We start from the raw sequence: 15,477 nt of genomic DNA on the forward strand, positions 1-15,477 counted from the left end.
ATCATGTTAAAATAGAGAAAAAAGAAGGTACCTCATCACCTGCGGAGGTACCTTCACTTATGATGTTTTAAGGGAGGGATACTGTCTGAATGGAACAGTTATCAGTAAACAGAAGACAGTTTCAGATTCTTCTGCAGCAGCTTAATATGACAGATGATACCTTCATGACATACTTTGAAGACGGAGAGATTGATAAACTGACAATCCATAAAGCAGAAAAAGCCTGGCATTTCCAATTTCGCTTTAAGGCTCTTTTGCCGTATCAAATATATGATTCATTCATGATGAGGTTAACACAATCGTTTGCTCACATCGCACGTGTCACATCGTCTGTTCAGGTCATTGACCCTACAGTGACAGAGGAGCTTGTACAGGATTATTGGACACGCTGTATTGAAGAGCTTGAAGGAACCTCGCCGCCGATGGTGGCTCTTTTGAATCAGCAGAAGCCGAAGCTCAAGGGAAACAAGCTGATCGTGAAAACAAAAACAGATACAGAAGCATCTGCGCTCAAAAATAAATACAGCGCACTGATTCAGCACAGCTATCGCCAATTCGGCTTTCCGGAACTGCAGCTGGATACCGAAATTTTCGTATCTGACCAAGAAGTCCAGAAATTCCGCGAGCAAAAGCTTGCTGAAGATCAGGAGCGGGCGATGCAGGCGCTTATCGAAATGGAGAAGAAGGAAAAAGAGGGCGATGAGGATCAGGCTCCGTCCGGACCGCTTGTCATCGGCTATCAAATTAAAGAGAACGAAGAAATCCGGACGCTTGACAGCATCATGGATGAAGAAAGAAGAATTACGGTGCAGGGGTTTGTGTTTGATGCTGAAACACGCGAGCTGAAAAGCGGACGCACGCTCTGCATTTTCAAAATCACGGACTATACAAACAGCATTTTAGTAAAAATGTTCGCCAGAGAAAAAGAAGACGCCGCTTTGATGAAAACGCTGAAAAAAGGCATGTGGGTGAAGGCGCGGGGAAGCATTCAAAACGATACATTCGTCAGAGACCTCGTCATGATTGCAAATGACGTGAATGAAATAAAAGCCAAAACCCGTGAAGACTCCGCTCCTGAAGGCGAAAAACGGGTTGAGCTTCATCTGCATTCTCCGATGAGCCAAATGGATGCTGTAACGGGCATCGGAAAGCTTGTCGAACAGGCGAAAAAATGGGGACATGAAGCGATTGCGTTAACTGATCATGCCGTTGTGCAGTCTTTCCCGGATGCCTATTCCGCCGCGAAAAAACACGGCATTAAAATGATTTACGGAATGGAAGCCAATATCGTAGATGACGGTGTTCCGATCGCATACAATCCAGCTCACCGTCTCCTGGAAGAAGACACATACGTCGTCTTTGACGTTGAAACGACAGGTCTGTCCGCAGTGTATGACACCATCATTGAGCTTGCCGCAGTCAAAATAAGAGGCGGAGAAATCATCGATAAATTCGAAGCGTTCGCCAATCCGCACCATCCGCTGTCAGCAACGACGATAGAGCTTACCGGGATTACGGACGACATGGTCCGCGACGCTCCCGATGTCGTTGACGTCGTCCGGGATTTTAAAGAATGGATCGGCGATGACGTGCTTGTGGCTCATAACGCCAGCTTTGATATGGGATTTTTAAATGTGGCGTACAAGCGTCTTTTGAAAACGGAAAAAGCGAAAAATCCGGTCATTGATACGCTGGAACTCGCGCGTTTCCTGTATCCTGAGTTTAAAAATCACCGCTTAAATACGTTATGTAAGAAGTTTGATATCGAATTAACCCAGCATCACCGAGCGGTCTTTGACGCTGAAGCAACGGGCTACCTGCTGTTGAAAATGCTCAAAGATGCCGCTGAAAAAGACATTTTTTATCATGATCAGCTGAATGAGAATATGGGACAATCCAATGCTTATCAAAGATCAAGGCCTTATCACGCTACATTGCTTGCCGTAAATGAGACCGGCCTTAAAAATCTGTTTAAGCTCGTGTCCATTTCTCATATTCAATATTTCTACAGAGTGCCGCGCATTCCGAGGTCGCAGCTTAATAAATACAGAGAAGGTCTGTTAATCGGCTCTGCCTGTGACAGGGGAGAGGTCTTTGAAGGCATGATGCAAAAATCTCCTGAAGAGGTTGAAGATATCGCATCCTTCTATGACTATCTTGAAGTGCAGCCGCCGGAAGTATACAGACACCTTCTGCAGCTTGAGCTCGTCCGGGATGAAAAAGCGCTGAAAGAAATCATCGCCAACATTACGAAGCTCGGGGAAAAATTGAATAAGCCGGTCGTGGCTACGGGAAATGTCCACTATTTAAACGATGAGGATAAAATTTACCGGAAGATCTTAATATCTTCCCAAGGCGGCGCCAACCCGTTAAACAGACACGAACTGCCTAAAGTGCACTTCAGAACGACAGATGAAATGCTGGAGGCTTTCTCCTTCCTCGGTGCGGAAAAAGCGAAAGAAATCGTGGTTGACAATACACAGAAAGTCGCTTCGATGATCGATGAGATCAAACCGATCAAAGACGATCTGTACACGCCGAAAATTGACGGGGCTGATGAAGAAATCCGTGAAATGAGCTATCAGCGCGCCAAAAGCATTTACGGTGAAGAGCTTCCCGAAATTGTGGAAGCGAGAATAGAAAAAGAATTAAAAAGTATCATCGGCCATGGATTCGCCGTTATTTATCTCATCTCTCATAAGCTTGTAAAACGGTCTCTGGATGACGGTTATCTCGTCGGCTCCCGGGGGTCCGTCGGTTCATCGCTTGTAGCGACCTTAACGGAAATCACTGAAGTAAACCCGCTCGCTCCGCACTATGTGTGCCCGAGCTGCCGATATTCCGAATTCTTTAACGACGGATCAGTCGGTTCCGGTTTTGACCTTCCGGATAAAACCTGCCCGTCTTGCGGCACGCCTTTGAAAAAGGACGGACATGATATTCCGTTTGAAACGTTCTTAGGCTTTAAAGGTGACAAAGTACCCGATATCGACTTGAACTTCTCAGGTGAGTATCAGCCCCATGCCCATAACTACACGAAAGTATTGTTCGGTGAAGATAACGTGTATCGCGCGGGAACGATCGGCACCGTCGCGGAAAAGACGGCTTACGGATATGTGAAAGGCTATGCGGGCGATCACAACCTACACATGCGCGGCGCGGAGATCGATCGTCTGGTGCAAGGCTGCACCGGCGTTAAGAGAACGACCGGCCAGCACCCGGGGGGGATTATCGTTGTCCCGGATTACATGGATATTTACGATTTTTCACCGATACAATTCCCGGCAGATGCGACGGGGTCTGAATGGAAAACGACTCATTTTGACTTCCACTCCATTCATGACAACCTGCTGAAGCTTGATATATTGGGGCACGATGATCCGACAGTCATCCGGATGCTTCAGGATTTAAGCGGAATTGATCCGAAGACGATTCCGACAGATGATCCGGAAGTTATGAAGATTTTCCAAGGTACAGAATCGCTAGGCGTCACTGAAGAGCAGATCGGCTGTAAAACGGGGACGCTCGGCATTCCTGAATTCGGGACGCGATTTGTGCGGCAGATGCTTGAGGATACGAAGCCGACGACGTTCTCCGAGCTTGTCCAGATTTCCGGGCTTTCCCACGGAACGGACGTATGGCTCGGCAATGCGCAGGAACTGATACACAACAATACGTGTGAACTGAGCGAAGTGATCGGCTGCCGTGATGACATTATGGTTTACTTGATCTATCAGGGCCTTGAGCCTTCACTGGCCTTTAAAATCATGGAATTCGTCCGTAAAGGCAAAGGCCTGACGCCGGAATGGGAAGAAGAAATGAAAAAGAACAATGTGCCGAACTGGTATATTGATTCATGCAAAAAAATCAAATACATGTTCCCGAAAGCCCACGCCGCCGCATACGTGCTGATGGCGGTGCGGATTGCATACTTTAAAGTGCATCACGCGCTTTTATATTATGCTGCGTATTTTACCGTCCGCGCAGATGACTTTGACATTGATACAATGATTAAAGGGTCGACCGCTATCAGAGCGGTGATGGATGATATCAGCTCTAAAGGGCTTGATGCTTCGCCGAAGGAGAAAAACCTCCTTACCGTGTTAGAGCTTGCGCTTGAAATGTGTGAGCGCGGCTATTCCTTCCAGAAGGTCGATCTATACCGTTCGAGCGCTTCGGAATTTATCATTGACGGCAACAGTCTCATCCCGCCGTTCAACTCAATTCCGGGACTCGGAACCAACGCCGCTCTCAATATTGTGAAAGCGCGGGAAGAAGGGGAGTTCCTTTCAAAAGAGGATCTTCAAAAACGCGGAAAAGTGTCAAAAACCATTTTAGAGTATTTAGACCGTCACGGCTGTCTTGAGTCCCTTCCGGACCAAAATCAGCTGTCTCTGTTTTAAGCTTTGTGCACAGCCTCCGAGCGGAGTTTGATTTGCATTAAATATATGGTTATGGTATAGTTTTATTGGAAATGCTAACGATTACCGAGGCAAAGAGTGGGGAAACCCGCTCTTTTGTATTGAACAGGCAATTTTGCCTCGACATGTTCATCGTTTTCTCAATGCCCCTGCTCTTTTGAAGCAGGGTTTTTATGCAGAGGAACGGCTGATATGATATCGACAGCACAAGGAGGAAAAACATGAGCAAAAAAGTGACTGATACCGTTCAAGAAATGGCTCAGCCCATACTGGATGACCTTCAGCTTGAACTCGTAGACATTGAATTTGTCAAAGAGGGTCAAAACTGGTTCCTTCGCGTGTTTATTGATTCCGAGAACGGTGTTGATATTGAGGAGTGCGCTAAAGTCAGCGAAGCGTTAAGCGAAAAGCTGGATGAGGCCGATCCGATCACCCAGAACTACTTTCTTGAAGTATCTTCTCCTGGAGCCGAGCGTCCATTAAAGAAAAAAGCCGACTTCGAAAAATCACTGGGCAAAAATGTGTACATGAAAACGTACGAACCGATTGACGGTTTAAAAGTGTTTGAAGGCAAATTGGCTGAATTTGATGGACAAACTGTTACAATAGAGATGACGGTCAAAACAAGAAAGAAACGGGTCAATATTCCGTATGAAAAAATAGCTAACGCAAGATTAGCTGTAACATTTTAATGAATGAAGTATTAGTGTTTAAGGGGGGAGACCGCTAACATGAGCAGTGAACTATTAGATGCTCTCACTATTCTTGAAAAAGAAAAAGGCATCAGTAAAGACATTATCATCGAAGCAATTGAAGCTGCCTTAATTTCCGCGTATAAGCGAAATTTTAACCAGGCGCAAAACGTACGGGTCGATCTGAACCGTGAGACGGGCACGATCCGCGTGTTCGCAAGAAAGGATGTCGTAGACGAGGTATACGATTCAAGACTTGAAATCTCGCTTGACGACGCCCAGCACATCCATCCGAACTACCTTGTCGGAGATGTCGTTGAAATAGAAGTAACGCCGAAAGACTTCGGCCGCATTGCTGCACAGACGGCGAAACAAGTGGTGACGCAGCGTGTCCGTGAAGCTGAGCGCGGCGTGATTTACTCAGAATTTATCGATCGTGAAGAAGACATTATGACGGGAATTGTACAGCGCTTAGACAGCAAGTTTATTTACGTGTCTCTCGGCAAGATTGAAGCGCTGCTGCCCGTCAATGAACAAATGCCGAATGAGAGCTATAAACCGCACGATCGGATTAAAGTATTTATCACAAAAGTCGAAAAAACGACAAAAGGGCCGCAGATCTATGTATCAAGAACGCATCCCGGTCTGTTGAAGCGTCTTTTTGAAATTGAAGTGCCGGAAATTTATGACGGAACGGTCGAACTGAAATCCGTTGCCAGAGAAGCGGGCGACCGCTCTAAAATTTCCGTCCGCACTGATGATCCTGACGTTGATCCGGTCGGTTCATGCGTGGGTCCCAAAGGCCAGCGCGTGCAGGCGATCGTCAATGAACTGAAAGGCGAAAAAATTGATATCGTCAACTGGTCTGATGATCCGGTTGAATTTGTTGCCAATGCGCTCAGCCCGTCTAAAGTGCTGGATGTCATCGTCAACGAAGAAGAAAAAGCCACGACTGTCATCGTTCCTGATTACCAGCTTTCTCTGGCAATCGGAAAAAGAGGGCAAAACGCCCGCTTAGCTGCGAAACTGACAGGCTGGAAAATCGATATCAAAAGTGAAACGGATGCAAGAGACCTTGGCATCTATCCGAGAGAGCATGAAGAAGATGACGATTTAGAGCCGCTCTTTATGGAGCCTGAAACAGCCGAATCGGATGAATAAGAGGTGACTTTAGGTGAATAAGCGAAAAAAAATTCCTCTGCGCAAATGCGTGGTAACGGGGGAAATGAAGCCTAAAAAGGAACTGATCCGAATTGTCCGTTCTAAAGAAGGAGAGATTTCAGTCGATCCGACCGGAAAGAAGAACGGGCGGGGTGCCTATATCACCCTTGAGAAAGAATGCATCTTAGCTGCGAAAAAGAAAAACACATTGCAAAATCAATTTCAATCACAAATCGATGACCAGATTTTCGAAGAATTGCTGGAACTGGCGGAAAAGGTGAAAAAATAACATGTCTGGAATGGAATGGTTTCCCTTGCTGGGTCTGGCCAATCGAGCTCGTAAGGTCGTGTCGGGCGAGGACTTGGTTATAAAAGAAATTAGAAATGCGCGTGCAAAACTTGTTCTGCTGACAGAAGATGCATCTGCGAATACTGCAAAAAAAGTATCCGATAAATGCAATTATTATAAAGTGCCTTATAAAAAAGTCGAAAGCCGCGCGGATCTCGGCCGCTCTATCGGCAAGGAATCACGTGTCGTTGTCGCCGTCACTGACCAAGGTTTTGCGAATAAGCTGATCAGCTTGCTCGATTAATATTTTTGGGGGTGAACGAATGGCTAAAATGAGAGTTTACGAATATGCAAAAGCCATCAATGTTTCAAGCAAGGAAATTTTGACTGCGCTGAAAAACATGGATATAGTAGTAAATAACCATATGGCAATGCTTGAAGAAAAGACCATTAAGCAGCTTGATGCGAAATTTAAAAAAGGCGGCGCCGGCGTTACATCTCAGAAGCCTGCGGAAACGAACAAAAACAAGCCGCAAGGGATTAATCAGCAGCCTGCTGGGAATCAACCAAACAAAATTCGAGACGGAAAGAAGAATGACGTGCAGAATAATCAATTTAACAAAAACAAGAAGAACAACAACAACAACAAAAACAAAAACAAACGCAATCATAACAACAAAAATCAGTATCAGCAAAAACCGCTGAAGCCGAAAAAAGAGCTTCCTGAGAAAATTACGTTTTCCGGCTCTTTAACAGTCGGAGCTTTAGCCGAGGAACTGGGCAAAGAGCCGTCTGAACTCATTAAAAAACTGATGCTTCTGGGCGTAATGGCTACCATTAACCAGGAGCTTGACAAAGACACAATCGAACTGATCGCATCTGAATACGGTGTAGAAACAGAAGAAGTGATTGTGCTTGAAGAAACTGAGCTTGAAAAATATGAAGAGGCTGACAAAGAAGAAGATCTTCAAATCCGTCCGCCTGTCGTGACGATCATGGGCCACGTTGACCACGGGAAAACGACCCTCCTTGACAGCATCAGAAAAACAAAAGTTGTTGAAGGAGAAGCCGGCGGAATCACCCAGCATATCGGGGCTTACCAGATCGAAGAAAACGGCAAAAAAATCACGTTCTTAGATACTCCGGGACACGCGGCGTTTACAACAATGCGGGCGCGCGGTGCGGAAGTAACTGATATCACCATTTTAGTCGTAGCGGCCGATGACGGCGTTATGCCGCAGACAGTCGAAGCCATCAACCATGCGAAAGCGGCTGAGGTTCCGATTATCGTTGCCGTGAATAAAGTGGATAAAGAAAGCGCGAACCCTGACCGTGTCATGCAGGAGCTGACTGAATACGGACTCGTTCCTGAAGCATGGGGAGGAGAAACGATTTTCGTTCCTCTGTCCGCTCTTACAGGCAAGGGAATTGACGAGCTTGTCGAAATGATTCTGCTTGTCAGTGAAGTGGAAGAGCTGAAAGCCAATCCGAACCGTCAGGCAAAAGGAACGGTTATTGAAGCTGAGCTCGATAAAGGAAGAGGATCTGTCGCGACACTTCTCGTTCAAACGGGAACATTGAATGTCGGAGATCCGATCGTTGTCGGAAATACATTCGGCCGCGTGCGGGCCATGGTTAATGATCTCGGCCGCCGCGTGAAAACAGCCGGACCGTCCACACCTGTAGAAATCACGGGCTTAAACGACGTACCGCAGGCTGGCGATCAATTCCTCGTCTTTAAAGACGAAAAAACAGCCCGTTCTGTCGGTGAAGCACGCGCTTCCAAGCAACTGGAAGAACAGCGCAGCGACAAAGCGAAGCTGAGCCTCGATGATCTGTTTGAACAAATTAAACAAGGCGATGTCAAAGACATCAATTTAATCGTAAAAGCTGACGTTCAAGGTTCAGCCGAAGCGTTAACAGCCGCTCTCCAAAAAATTGAAGTAGAAGGCGTAAAAGTGAAAATCATTCACACAGGCGTCGGTGCGATTACGGAATCAGACATCATTCTCGCATCTGCTTCAAATGCAATCGTTATCGGGTTTAATGTGCGCCCAGACGGAAATGCTAAGAGCACGGCTGAAGCTGAAAATGTAGATATCCGTCTTCACCGTATCATTTACAAAGTCATCGAAGAAATTGAAGCGGCGATGAAAGGAATGCTTGATCCTGAATACGAAGAAAAAGTCATCGGCCAGGTTGAAGTGCGCCAAACATTCAAAGTGTCGAAAATCGGCACGATTGCCGGCGGATATGTAACAGACGGCCACATTACACGTGACAGCGGACTCCGCCTGATCCGTGACGGCGTGGTCATCTTCGAAGGGGAAGTAGACGTTCTGAAACGCTTCAAAGATGATGTGAAAGAAGTTTCACAAGGATATGAATGTGGTATTACAATTAAGAAATACAATGACATTCGCGAAGGCGACATCCTTGAAGCGTATGTCATGCAGGAAATCGAAAGAAAGTGATCGGATTTGCGGAATGTGAATGCATCATTTATGATGCGGGATCATTAAAGGAGAAACGAGCCGTTCTGAAGCGGATTATAACGAGGGTTCAGAATAAGTTCAACGTGTCGGCTGCAGAAATCGGCTATCAGGACACTTGGCAGCGGACCAGCTTCGGAATCGCCGTCGTCTCCTCCTCTCACGTTCAGGCGGAAAAGGAGATACAGCGCGTACTCGCGTTTATTGACTCCTTTCCCGAAATAGAACGGACGATCACTAGAACAGAGTGGTTTTAACTTAGAGGTGATTGAATTGAGTATGAGAGCAAACCGTGTCGGCGAGCAGATGAAAAAAGAGCTCGGGGATATTATCAGCCGAAAGCTGAAAGACCCGAGAATCGGATTTCTCACTGTAACAGACGTACGTGTTTCAGGTGATTTACAAATAGCGAAGGTGTATATCTCCGTTCTCGGCGGAGAGAAAAAGAAAGAGGAGGCGCTGAAAGGGCTTGAGAAAGCGAAAGGATTTATCCGTTCTGAAATCGGCAGCCGAATCAGACTCCGCAAAACGCCTGAGCTTGAATTTGAATTTGATGAATCAATTGAGTACGGCAACCGTATTGAAACATTGATTCACGAACTGCATTCAGATAAACCGTCTGAATAACAAGGAAAGAGGATGGGCGAGTGTCGTCTGTCCTCTTTTCTGCGTTTTACGGGATACAATTGATAACAAAGGAGCGAAAGACAGATGGTTAACGGAGTTCTCCTTTTACATAAACCGGTCGGCATGACTTCTCACGACTGTGTAATGAAAATAAGAAAACTGTTAAAAACAAAGAAAGTCGGGCATACGGGAACGCTTGATCCGGAAGTGTCAGGCGTACTGCCGATCTGTGTCGGACGGGCTACAAAGATCGTTGAGTACGTCACCGACAAGTCAAAAACGTACGATGCTGAGATCACTCTCGGCTTCTCCACATCGACCGAAGACCAGACTGGAGAAACGGTCAGCGTAAAACCTGTCAAGGAGCCGCTGAAAGAAGCGGATATCAAAGCCGTTTTAGACGAACTGAAGGGACCGCAGGAGCAAGTGCCGCCGATGTATTCCGCTGTAAAGGTCAACGGAAAAAAGCTCTATGAATACGCCAGAGCCGGTATTGAAGTGGAGCGGCCGAAGCGGAATATCACGATTGAAGATATCGCGCTCACTTCCCCTGTCACTTATAAAGAAGACACATCATCATTCCGCTTTACAGTCACGTGCTCAAAGGGCACTTACGTGAGAACATTGGCAGTGACAATCGGTGAAAAACTCGGCTATCCCGCGCATATGTCGCATCTCATCCGCACCGCTTCCGGCGATTTCAGCCTTGATGAGTGTTTCACGTTTGAGGAACTTGAACAGCAGGTTTCAGACGGAACGGTTGCAGAGCATGCCGTGCCGATTGAAAGAGCGCTCAATCATTTGCCGAAATGGGTCATAAGTGATACATTAGCTAAGAAAGCTGAAAACGGGTCAGTGTTTGACATCCCGGCGGAATTTTCTGCAATGACAGCTGACGCCCGTATAGCGGTCTGTACTGAAGACGGAGAATGTGTGGCCATTTATATGCCGCATCCTTCAAAAAAAGGACTGCTGAAACCGGCTAAAGTGCTCATGCAAAAAAGCGAACAATAAGAAAAAAGGTGACCGTTCTGTGAAGACGATACATATTTCTCATCCGCATCATTTACAAAAAGAAGAGCAGCCGGCGTCTGTCATGGCGCTCGGCTACTTTGACGGCGTTCATTTGGGACACCGGAAAGTAATCGGAACAGCCAGACAAATTGCCGAAGAAAAAGGCCTGTCGCTGGCCGTTATGACGTTTCATCCTCACCCTTCCCATGTGTTGGGCAGGGACAAAGAGCCAAAGGATCTGATTACGCCGCTTGAAGATAAAATCAGCCAGATCGGACGTTTAGGCGCTGATGTGCTGTATGTCGTAAAGTTTGATGAAGCGTTTGCGTCTCTTTCTCCAAAACAGTTTGCCGAGGAGTATATTTTAGGGTTAAACGCGCGGCACGCTGTGGGAGGCTTCGATTTTACGTACGGAAAATACGGAAAAGGCACGATGGAGACGCTGCCGGACGATTTAAACGGCAAGGCCGGATGCACGACTGTCGAGAAACAGACCGAGCAGGACAGAAAGATCAGCTCTACTTATATCCGGTCAGCGCTGCAGGATGGTGACGTTGAACTGGCGCACACTCTTCTCGGCCAGCCGTATTTTATCCGGGGCACTGTGATTCACGGAGACAAAAGAGGCCGCACCATCGGTTTTCCGACCGCGAATGTCGGCCTGCACAACAGTTATATCGTGCCGCCGACAGGCGTGTATGCAGTGAAAGCCGAAATAAAAGGCGAGGTGTATGAAGGCGTCTGCAACATCGGCTACAAACCGACCTTTTATGAAAAGCGTCCCGATCAGCCGTCAATTGAAGTACATTTGTTTAATTTTCAACAGGATGTATACGGAGAAGACGTTAAAATCGAGTGGTACAAACGAATCCGAAGCGAACGGAAGTTTAACGGCATCGATGAACTGACGGCTCAGATCGGGAAAGACAAACAAGAAGCGATCCGTTTTTTCAGCAAATAACGGGAAAAACATCAAAAGTACACAAATTTTCTTCTAAAAGATTTGCATATGGGCGCGATTTTTAGTATCATATGTTTCGTAGTCTTAAAACCATTGCTTGGCAATCCGAAGTCACCGACGGTTGCTAGGTAACTGGGGCTAATTATGATATGGAGGTGAAACAGGATGGCAATTACTCAAGAGCGTAAAAATCAACTCATCAGCGAGTTCAAAACACACGAATCTGATACTGGATCTCCAGAAGTTCAGATCGCTATCCTAACAGACTCAATTAACAACTTGAACGAGCATTTGCGTACTCACAAGAAAGATCACCACTCACGTCGCGGTCTTCTTAAAATGGTAGGTAAACGTCGTAATCTTCTTACGTATCTGCGTAATAAAGACGTAACTCGTTACCGTGAGTTAATTAACAAACTAGGCTTACGTCGATAATCGTAAAAAGCGGGAGGATTCCCGCTTTTTTATCGTATTAAAGCGAAAAAAATAATGATAAAAAAACAATGAAATCCTTTTACATACTACTTTGACATTGATATGTTCAATTCATTTCGTTCATAATAGGAGTAATTGATTATTTCACACATTAAGAGAGGAGCTCGTAATCGAATGGGACAAGAGAAACATGTCTTTACCATAGATTGGGCCGGCAGACAGCTTACAGTAGAAGCCGGCCAGCTTGCCAAACAGGCAAACGGCGCTGTCATGGTCCGCTACGGCGATACTGCAGTGCTCAGCACAGCAACCGCATCAAAAGAACCGAAACCGCTAGATTTTTTCCCGCTTACCGTTAACTATGAAGAAAGATTATACGCAGTAGGTAAAATTCCGGGCGGTTTTATTAAAAGAGAAGGCCGTCCAAGTGAAAAGGCCGTTTTAGCCAGCCGTCTGATCGACCGTCCGATCCGCCCGCTTTTCGCAGACGGATTCCGTAACGAAGTACAAGTCATCAGCATTGTCATGAGTGTTGATCAGGACTGCTCATCTGAAATGGCTGCAATGTTCGGTTCATCACTCGCTCTTTGCGTTTCCGATATCCCGTTTGAAGGCCCGATCGCGGGTGTGACGGTAGGCCGCATTGACGGGAAATTCGTCATCAATCCGACGGTTGACCAGCTTGAAAAAAGTGATATCAACCTCATCGTTGCAGGCACAAAAGACGCCATCAACATGGTGGAAGCCGGAGCGGATGAAGTTCCTGAAGAAATCATGCTTGAGGCGATTATGTTCGGTCACGAAGAAATTAAGCGCCTGATCGCATTCCAAGAAGAAATCGTCGCAGCAGTCGGCAAAGAAAAAACAGAAATCGAACTGTATGAAATTGACGAAGAGCTCAGCGAAAAAGTAAAAAGCCTTGCGGAGCCGGATCTTCTCAGCGCCATTCAGGTTCACGAAAAACATGCTCGCGAAGACGCGATCAATGAAGTGAAAAATGCAGTTGTCGCGAAATTCGAAGAAGAAGAGCATGATGAAGATACGATTAAAAAAGTGAAACAGACACTGTCTAAACTCGTGAAAAACGAAGTGCGCCGTTTGATCACAGAAGAAAAAGTCCGTCCGGACGGCCGCGGCGTTGATCAAATCCGCCCGCTTTCTTCAGAAGTCGGCCTTCTGCCGAGAACGCATGGCTCCGGGCTGTTTACGAGAGGACAGACGCAGGCGCTCAGCGTTTGTACATTAGGCGCCCTTGGGGACGTTCAGATTCTTGACGGTTTAGGCGTGGAAGAATCAAAACGCTTTATGCATCATTATAACTTCCCGCAGTTCAGCGTTGGGGAGACAGGCCCGATGCGCGGACCGGGACGCCGTGAGATCGGTCACGGCGCTCTTGGAGAGCGTGCGCTTGAGCCGGTCATTCCGAATGAAAAAGACTTCCCGTATACGGTCCGCCTCGTATCCGAAGTGCTTGAATCAAACGGTTCCACTTCACAGGCCAGCATTTGCGCGAGCACGCTTGCCATGATGGACGCAGGTGTTCCGATTAAAGCCCCTGTTGCAGGTATCGCGATGGGACTTGTGAAATCAGGCGAGTACTATACGGTATTAACGGATATTCAAGGGATGGAAGACGCCCTCGGTGACATGGACTTTAAAGTAGCCGGCACGGAAAAAGGCGTGACAGCGCTGCAAATGGACATTAAAATTGAAGGCCTTTCAAGAGAAATTCTTGAAGAAGCGCTTCAGCAGGCGAAAAAAGGAAGAATGGAAATCTTGAACAGCATGCTCAGCACGCTTGGTGAATCAAGAAAAGAACTTTCTCAATATGCGCCGAAAATTTTAACGATGAACATTAATCCGGATAAAATCCGTGACGTTATCGGACCGAGCGGTAAACAAATCAACAAAATCATTGAAGATACCGGTGTTAAAATTGACATTGAACAAGACGGCACTATCTTTATTTCTTCTACTGATGAAAGCAGCAACCAAAAAGCGAAAAAAATCATCGAAGATCTTGTCAGAGAAGTCGAAGTCGGCCAGCTTTACCTCGGTAAAGTCAAACGGATTGAGAAATTCGGCGCTTTCGTTGAAATCTTCAGCGGAAAAGACGGTCTCGTTCACATCTCTGAACTAGCGCTCGAACGGGTCGGCAAGGTTGAGGATGTTGTGAAAATCGGTGACGAAATCCTTGTGAAGGTAACTGAAATTGACAAACAGGGACGAGTGAATCTGTCGCGTAAAGCAGTGCTGCGCGAAGAGAAAGAAAAAGAACAGGAACAACAACAATCTTAAATGAAAACCTAACAAGGAGCCTGGGAGACCCGGCTTCTTTATTTTGAGAAAGACAACAGACGGGTTCTACCTTGTCCTCCTCATACATAATGTGTGATGAGGGGGGAAGGACATGTTGAAAAAATTCGTGCCGTTTGCCGTTTTTTTATTTCTTTTTTTTGTTTCGTTTGAAATGTTAAAAAATCCGTATACAGTTGATTACATAGACGCAATGAAAAAAGACGCTGTAACAGTGTCAGCATCAAAAGATCCGCTCTATGAAGAATTACTGCAAAAAGCGTCAGAGTATGAAGTAAAGCCGCAAGACGCGCGGATTGATAAAATATGGAAGAGTATACCGGGATATAACGGTTTAAAAGTCAATGTGGAAAAATCCTATAAGCAAATGAAAAAGGACGGAGAATTTCACGAAGACGACCTTGTCTATGAGCAGGTGAAACCGAAAGTCCATCTTGATTCTCTCGCGCCCGAACCCATTTATAAAGGACATCCCGACAAACCGATGGTCGCATTCCTGATAAATGTCGCCTGGGGAAACGAATACGTGGAGCAAATGCTGCCTATTCTGAAGCAGCACCAGGTCAAAGCAACTTTCTTTCTTGAAGGGAAATGGCTGAAAAACAATCAGGAACTTGGGAAAAAAATAGCGGCAGACGGACATGAAATCGGAAATCATTCATACAATCACCCTGATATGAGCAAACTGACTTCAGGAAGCATTTCCGAACAGCTTGACAAAACCAATGCACAAATCAGCGAGACGCTCGGCATAAAGCCAAAATGGTTTGCGCCGCCAAGCGGCAGCTTCAGAAAAGCCGTGGTCGACCTTGCGGCGGAAAAAGGAATGGGCACCATCATGTGGACCGTTGACACCATTGACTGGCAAAAACCGTCTCCGGCTGTTTTACAAACAAGGGTGTTGAGCAAAATACATAACGGAGCCATGATTTTAATGCATCCGACTGATCCGACTGCGAAAAGCCTGGATACACTGATTGCAAAAATCAAAGAAAAAGGCTACGCGCTCGGCTCAGTGTCTGACTTAATGGATGAAAACAGGCTGATGAAGTAGCAGGCGGCAGTTTGC

Annotated in this window: 13 protein-coding genes; all 13 read left to right on the forward strand. The window is 46.3% G+C overall.

Features of this window, described 5'->3' with window-relative positions:
• The first annotated feature begins 89 nt into the window (after positions 1-89).
• The 13 genes from RUW00_RS02345 to RUW00_RS02405 all read left to right on the forward strand — a co-directional run bounded on the left by RUW00_RS02345 (position 90) and on the right by RUW00_RS02405 (position 15,462).
• Positions 90-4,403: a PolC-type DNA polymerase III gene (locus tag RUW00_RS02345; RefSeq protein WP_072177009.1), complete on the forward strand. Its 4,314-nt coding sequence runs from the start codon at positions 90-92 to the stop codon at positions 4,401-4,403.
• A gap of 239 nt (positions 4,404-4,642) precedes the next feature.
• A complete protein-coding gene (rimP, locus tag RUW00_RS02350) occupies positions 4,643-5,113 on the forward strand; it encodes a ribosome maturation factor RimP (protein WP_007409801.1) in 471 nt (156 codons plus the stop codon).
• A gap of 39 nt (positions 5,114-5,152) precedes the next feature.
• Positions 5,153-6,274 (forward strand): transcription termination factor NusA, encoded by a 1,122-nt coding sequence (gene nusA, locus RUW00_RS02355; protein ID WP_072177010.1) that lies wholly within the window; start codon positions 5,153-5,155, stop codon positions 6,272-6,274.
• A 13-nt stretch (positions 6,275-6,287) separates the two neighbouring features.
• Positions 6,288-6,563, forward strand: coding sequence for a glucose-induced regulator RulR (gene rulR / locus RUW00_RS02360; RefSeq protein WP_003154193.1), 276 nt, complete (start codon positions 6,288-6,290; stop codon positions 6,561-6,563).
• A gap of 1 nt (position 6,564) precedes the next feature.
• Complete coding sequence (locus RUW00_RS02365; RefSeq protein ID WP_003154192.1) at positions 6,565-6,867, forward strand: YlxQ family RNA-binding protein; 303 nt, start codon at positions 6,565-6,567, stop codon at positions 6,865-6,867.
• A gap of 19 nt (positions 6,868-6,886) precedes the next feature.
• Positions 6,887-9,037 carry a translation initiation factor IF-2 gene (gene infB / locus RUW00_RS02370; RefSeq protein WP_015417484.1) on the forward strand — a complete coding sequence of 717 codons (2,151 nt, stop codon included), beginning with the start codon at positions 6,887-6,889 and terminating at the stop codon, positions 9,035-9,037.
• Entirely contained in the window at positions 9,034-9,312 is a 279-nt protein-coding gene (locus RUW00_RS02375) for a DUF503 domain-containing protein (RefSeq protein WP_003154188.1), read from the forward strand. Before infB ends, RUW00_RS02375 begins: the two co-directional genes overlap by 4 nt.
• 16 nt (positions 9,313-9,328) lie before the next feature.
• Positions 9,329-9,682, forward strand: a complete 354-nt coding sequence (gene rbfA, locus RUW00_RS02380; RefSeq protein WP_003154185.1) for a 30S ribosome-binding factor RbfA — start codon at positions 9,329-9,331, stop codon at positions 9,680-9,682.
• Between the two features lie 84 nt (positions 9,683-9,766).
• A complete protein-coding gene (gene truB, locus RUW00_RS02385) occupies positions 9,767-10,696 on the forward strand; it encodes a tRNA pseudouridine(55) synthase TruB (RefSeq protein WP_315956456.1) in 930 nt (309 codons plus the stop codon).
• Between the two features lie 19 nt (positions 10,697-10,715).
• Positions 10,716-11,657 carry a bifunctional riboflavin kinase/FAD synthetase gene (gene ribF / locus RUW00_RS02390; RefSeq protein ID WP_007611467.1) on the forward strand — a complete coding sequence of 314 codons (942 nt, stop codon included), beginning with the start codon at positions 10,716-10,718 and terminating at the stop codon, positions 11,655-11,657.
• Positions 11,658-11,822: 165 nt separating this feature from the next.
• On the forward strand, positions 11,823-12,092 hold the full coding sequence (gene rpsO, locus RUW00_RS02395; RefSeq protein WP_003154182.1) for a 30S ribosomal protein S15: 270 nt from the start codon (positions 11,823-11,825) through the stop codon (positions 12,090-12,092).
• 174 nt (positions 12,093-12,266) lie between these two features.
• Positions 12,267-14,390 (forward strand): polyribonucleotide nucleotidyltransferase, encoded by a 2,124-nt coding sequence (gene pnp, locus RUW00_RS02400; protein ID WP_007611468.1) that lies wholly within the window; start codon positions 12,267-12,269, stop codon positions 14,388-14,390.
• Between the two features lie 112 nt (positions 14,391-14,502).
• Complete coding sequence (locus RUW00_RS02405) at positions 14,503-15,462, forward strand: polysaccharide deacetylase family protein (RefSeq protein WP_315956457.1); 960 nt, start codon at positions 14,503-14,505, stop codon at positions 15,460-15,462.
• Positions 15,463-15,477 lie beyond the last annotated feature (15 nt).

Source organism: Bacillus sp. IS1, from assembly GCF_032461585.1.
Taxonomy (GTDB): Bacteria; Bacillota; Bacilli; order Bacillales; family Bacillaceae; genus Bacillus; species Bacillus velezensis.

Bases quoted from the DNA above. Each gene is read 5' to 3' on its own strand.
- RUW00_RS02345 (WP_072177009.1), top strand. From the start codon at position 90: ATGGAACAGTTATCAGTAAACAGAAGACAGTTTCAGATTCTTCTGCAG.
- rimP (WP_007409801.1), top strand. From the start codon at position 4,643: ATGAGCAAAAAAGTGACTGATACCGTTCAAGAAATGGCTCAGCCCATA.
- nusA (WP_072177010.1), top strand. From the start codon at position 5,153: ATGAGCAGTGAACTATTAGATGCTCTCACTATTCTTGAAAAAGAAAAA.
- RUW00_RS02365 (WP_003154192.1), top strand. From the start codon at position 6,565: ATGTCTGGAATGGAATGGTTTCCCTTGCTGGGTCTGGCCAATCGAGCT.
- infB (WP_015417484.1), top strand. From the start codon at position 6,887: ATGGCTAAAATGAGAGTTTACGAATATGCAAAAGCCATCAATGTTTCA.
- truB (WP_315956456.1), top strand. From the start codon at position 9,767: ATGGTTAACGGAGTTCTCCTTTTACATAAACCGGTCGGCATGACTTCT.
- rpsO (WP_003154182.1), top strand. From the start codon at position 11,823: ATGGCAATTACTCAAGAGCGTAAAAATCAACTCATCAGCGAGTTCAAA.
- pnp (WP_007611468.1), top strand. From the start codon at position 12,267: ATGGGACAAGAGAAACATGTCTTTACCATAGATTGGGCCGGCAGACAG.
- RUW00_RS02405 (WP_315956457.1), top strand. From the start codon at position 14,503: ATGTTGAAAAAATTCGTGCCGTTTGCCGTTTTTTTATTTCTTTTTTTT.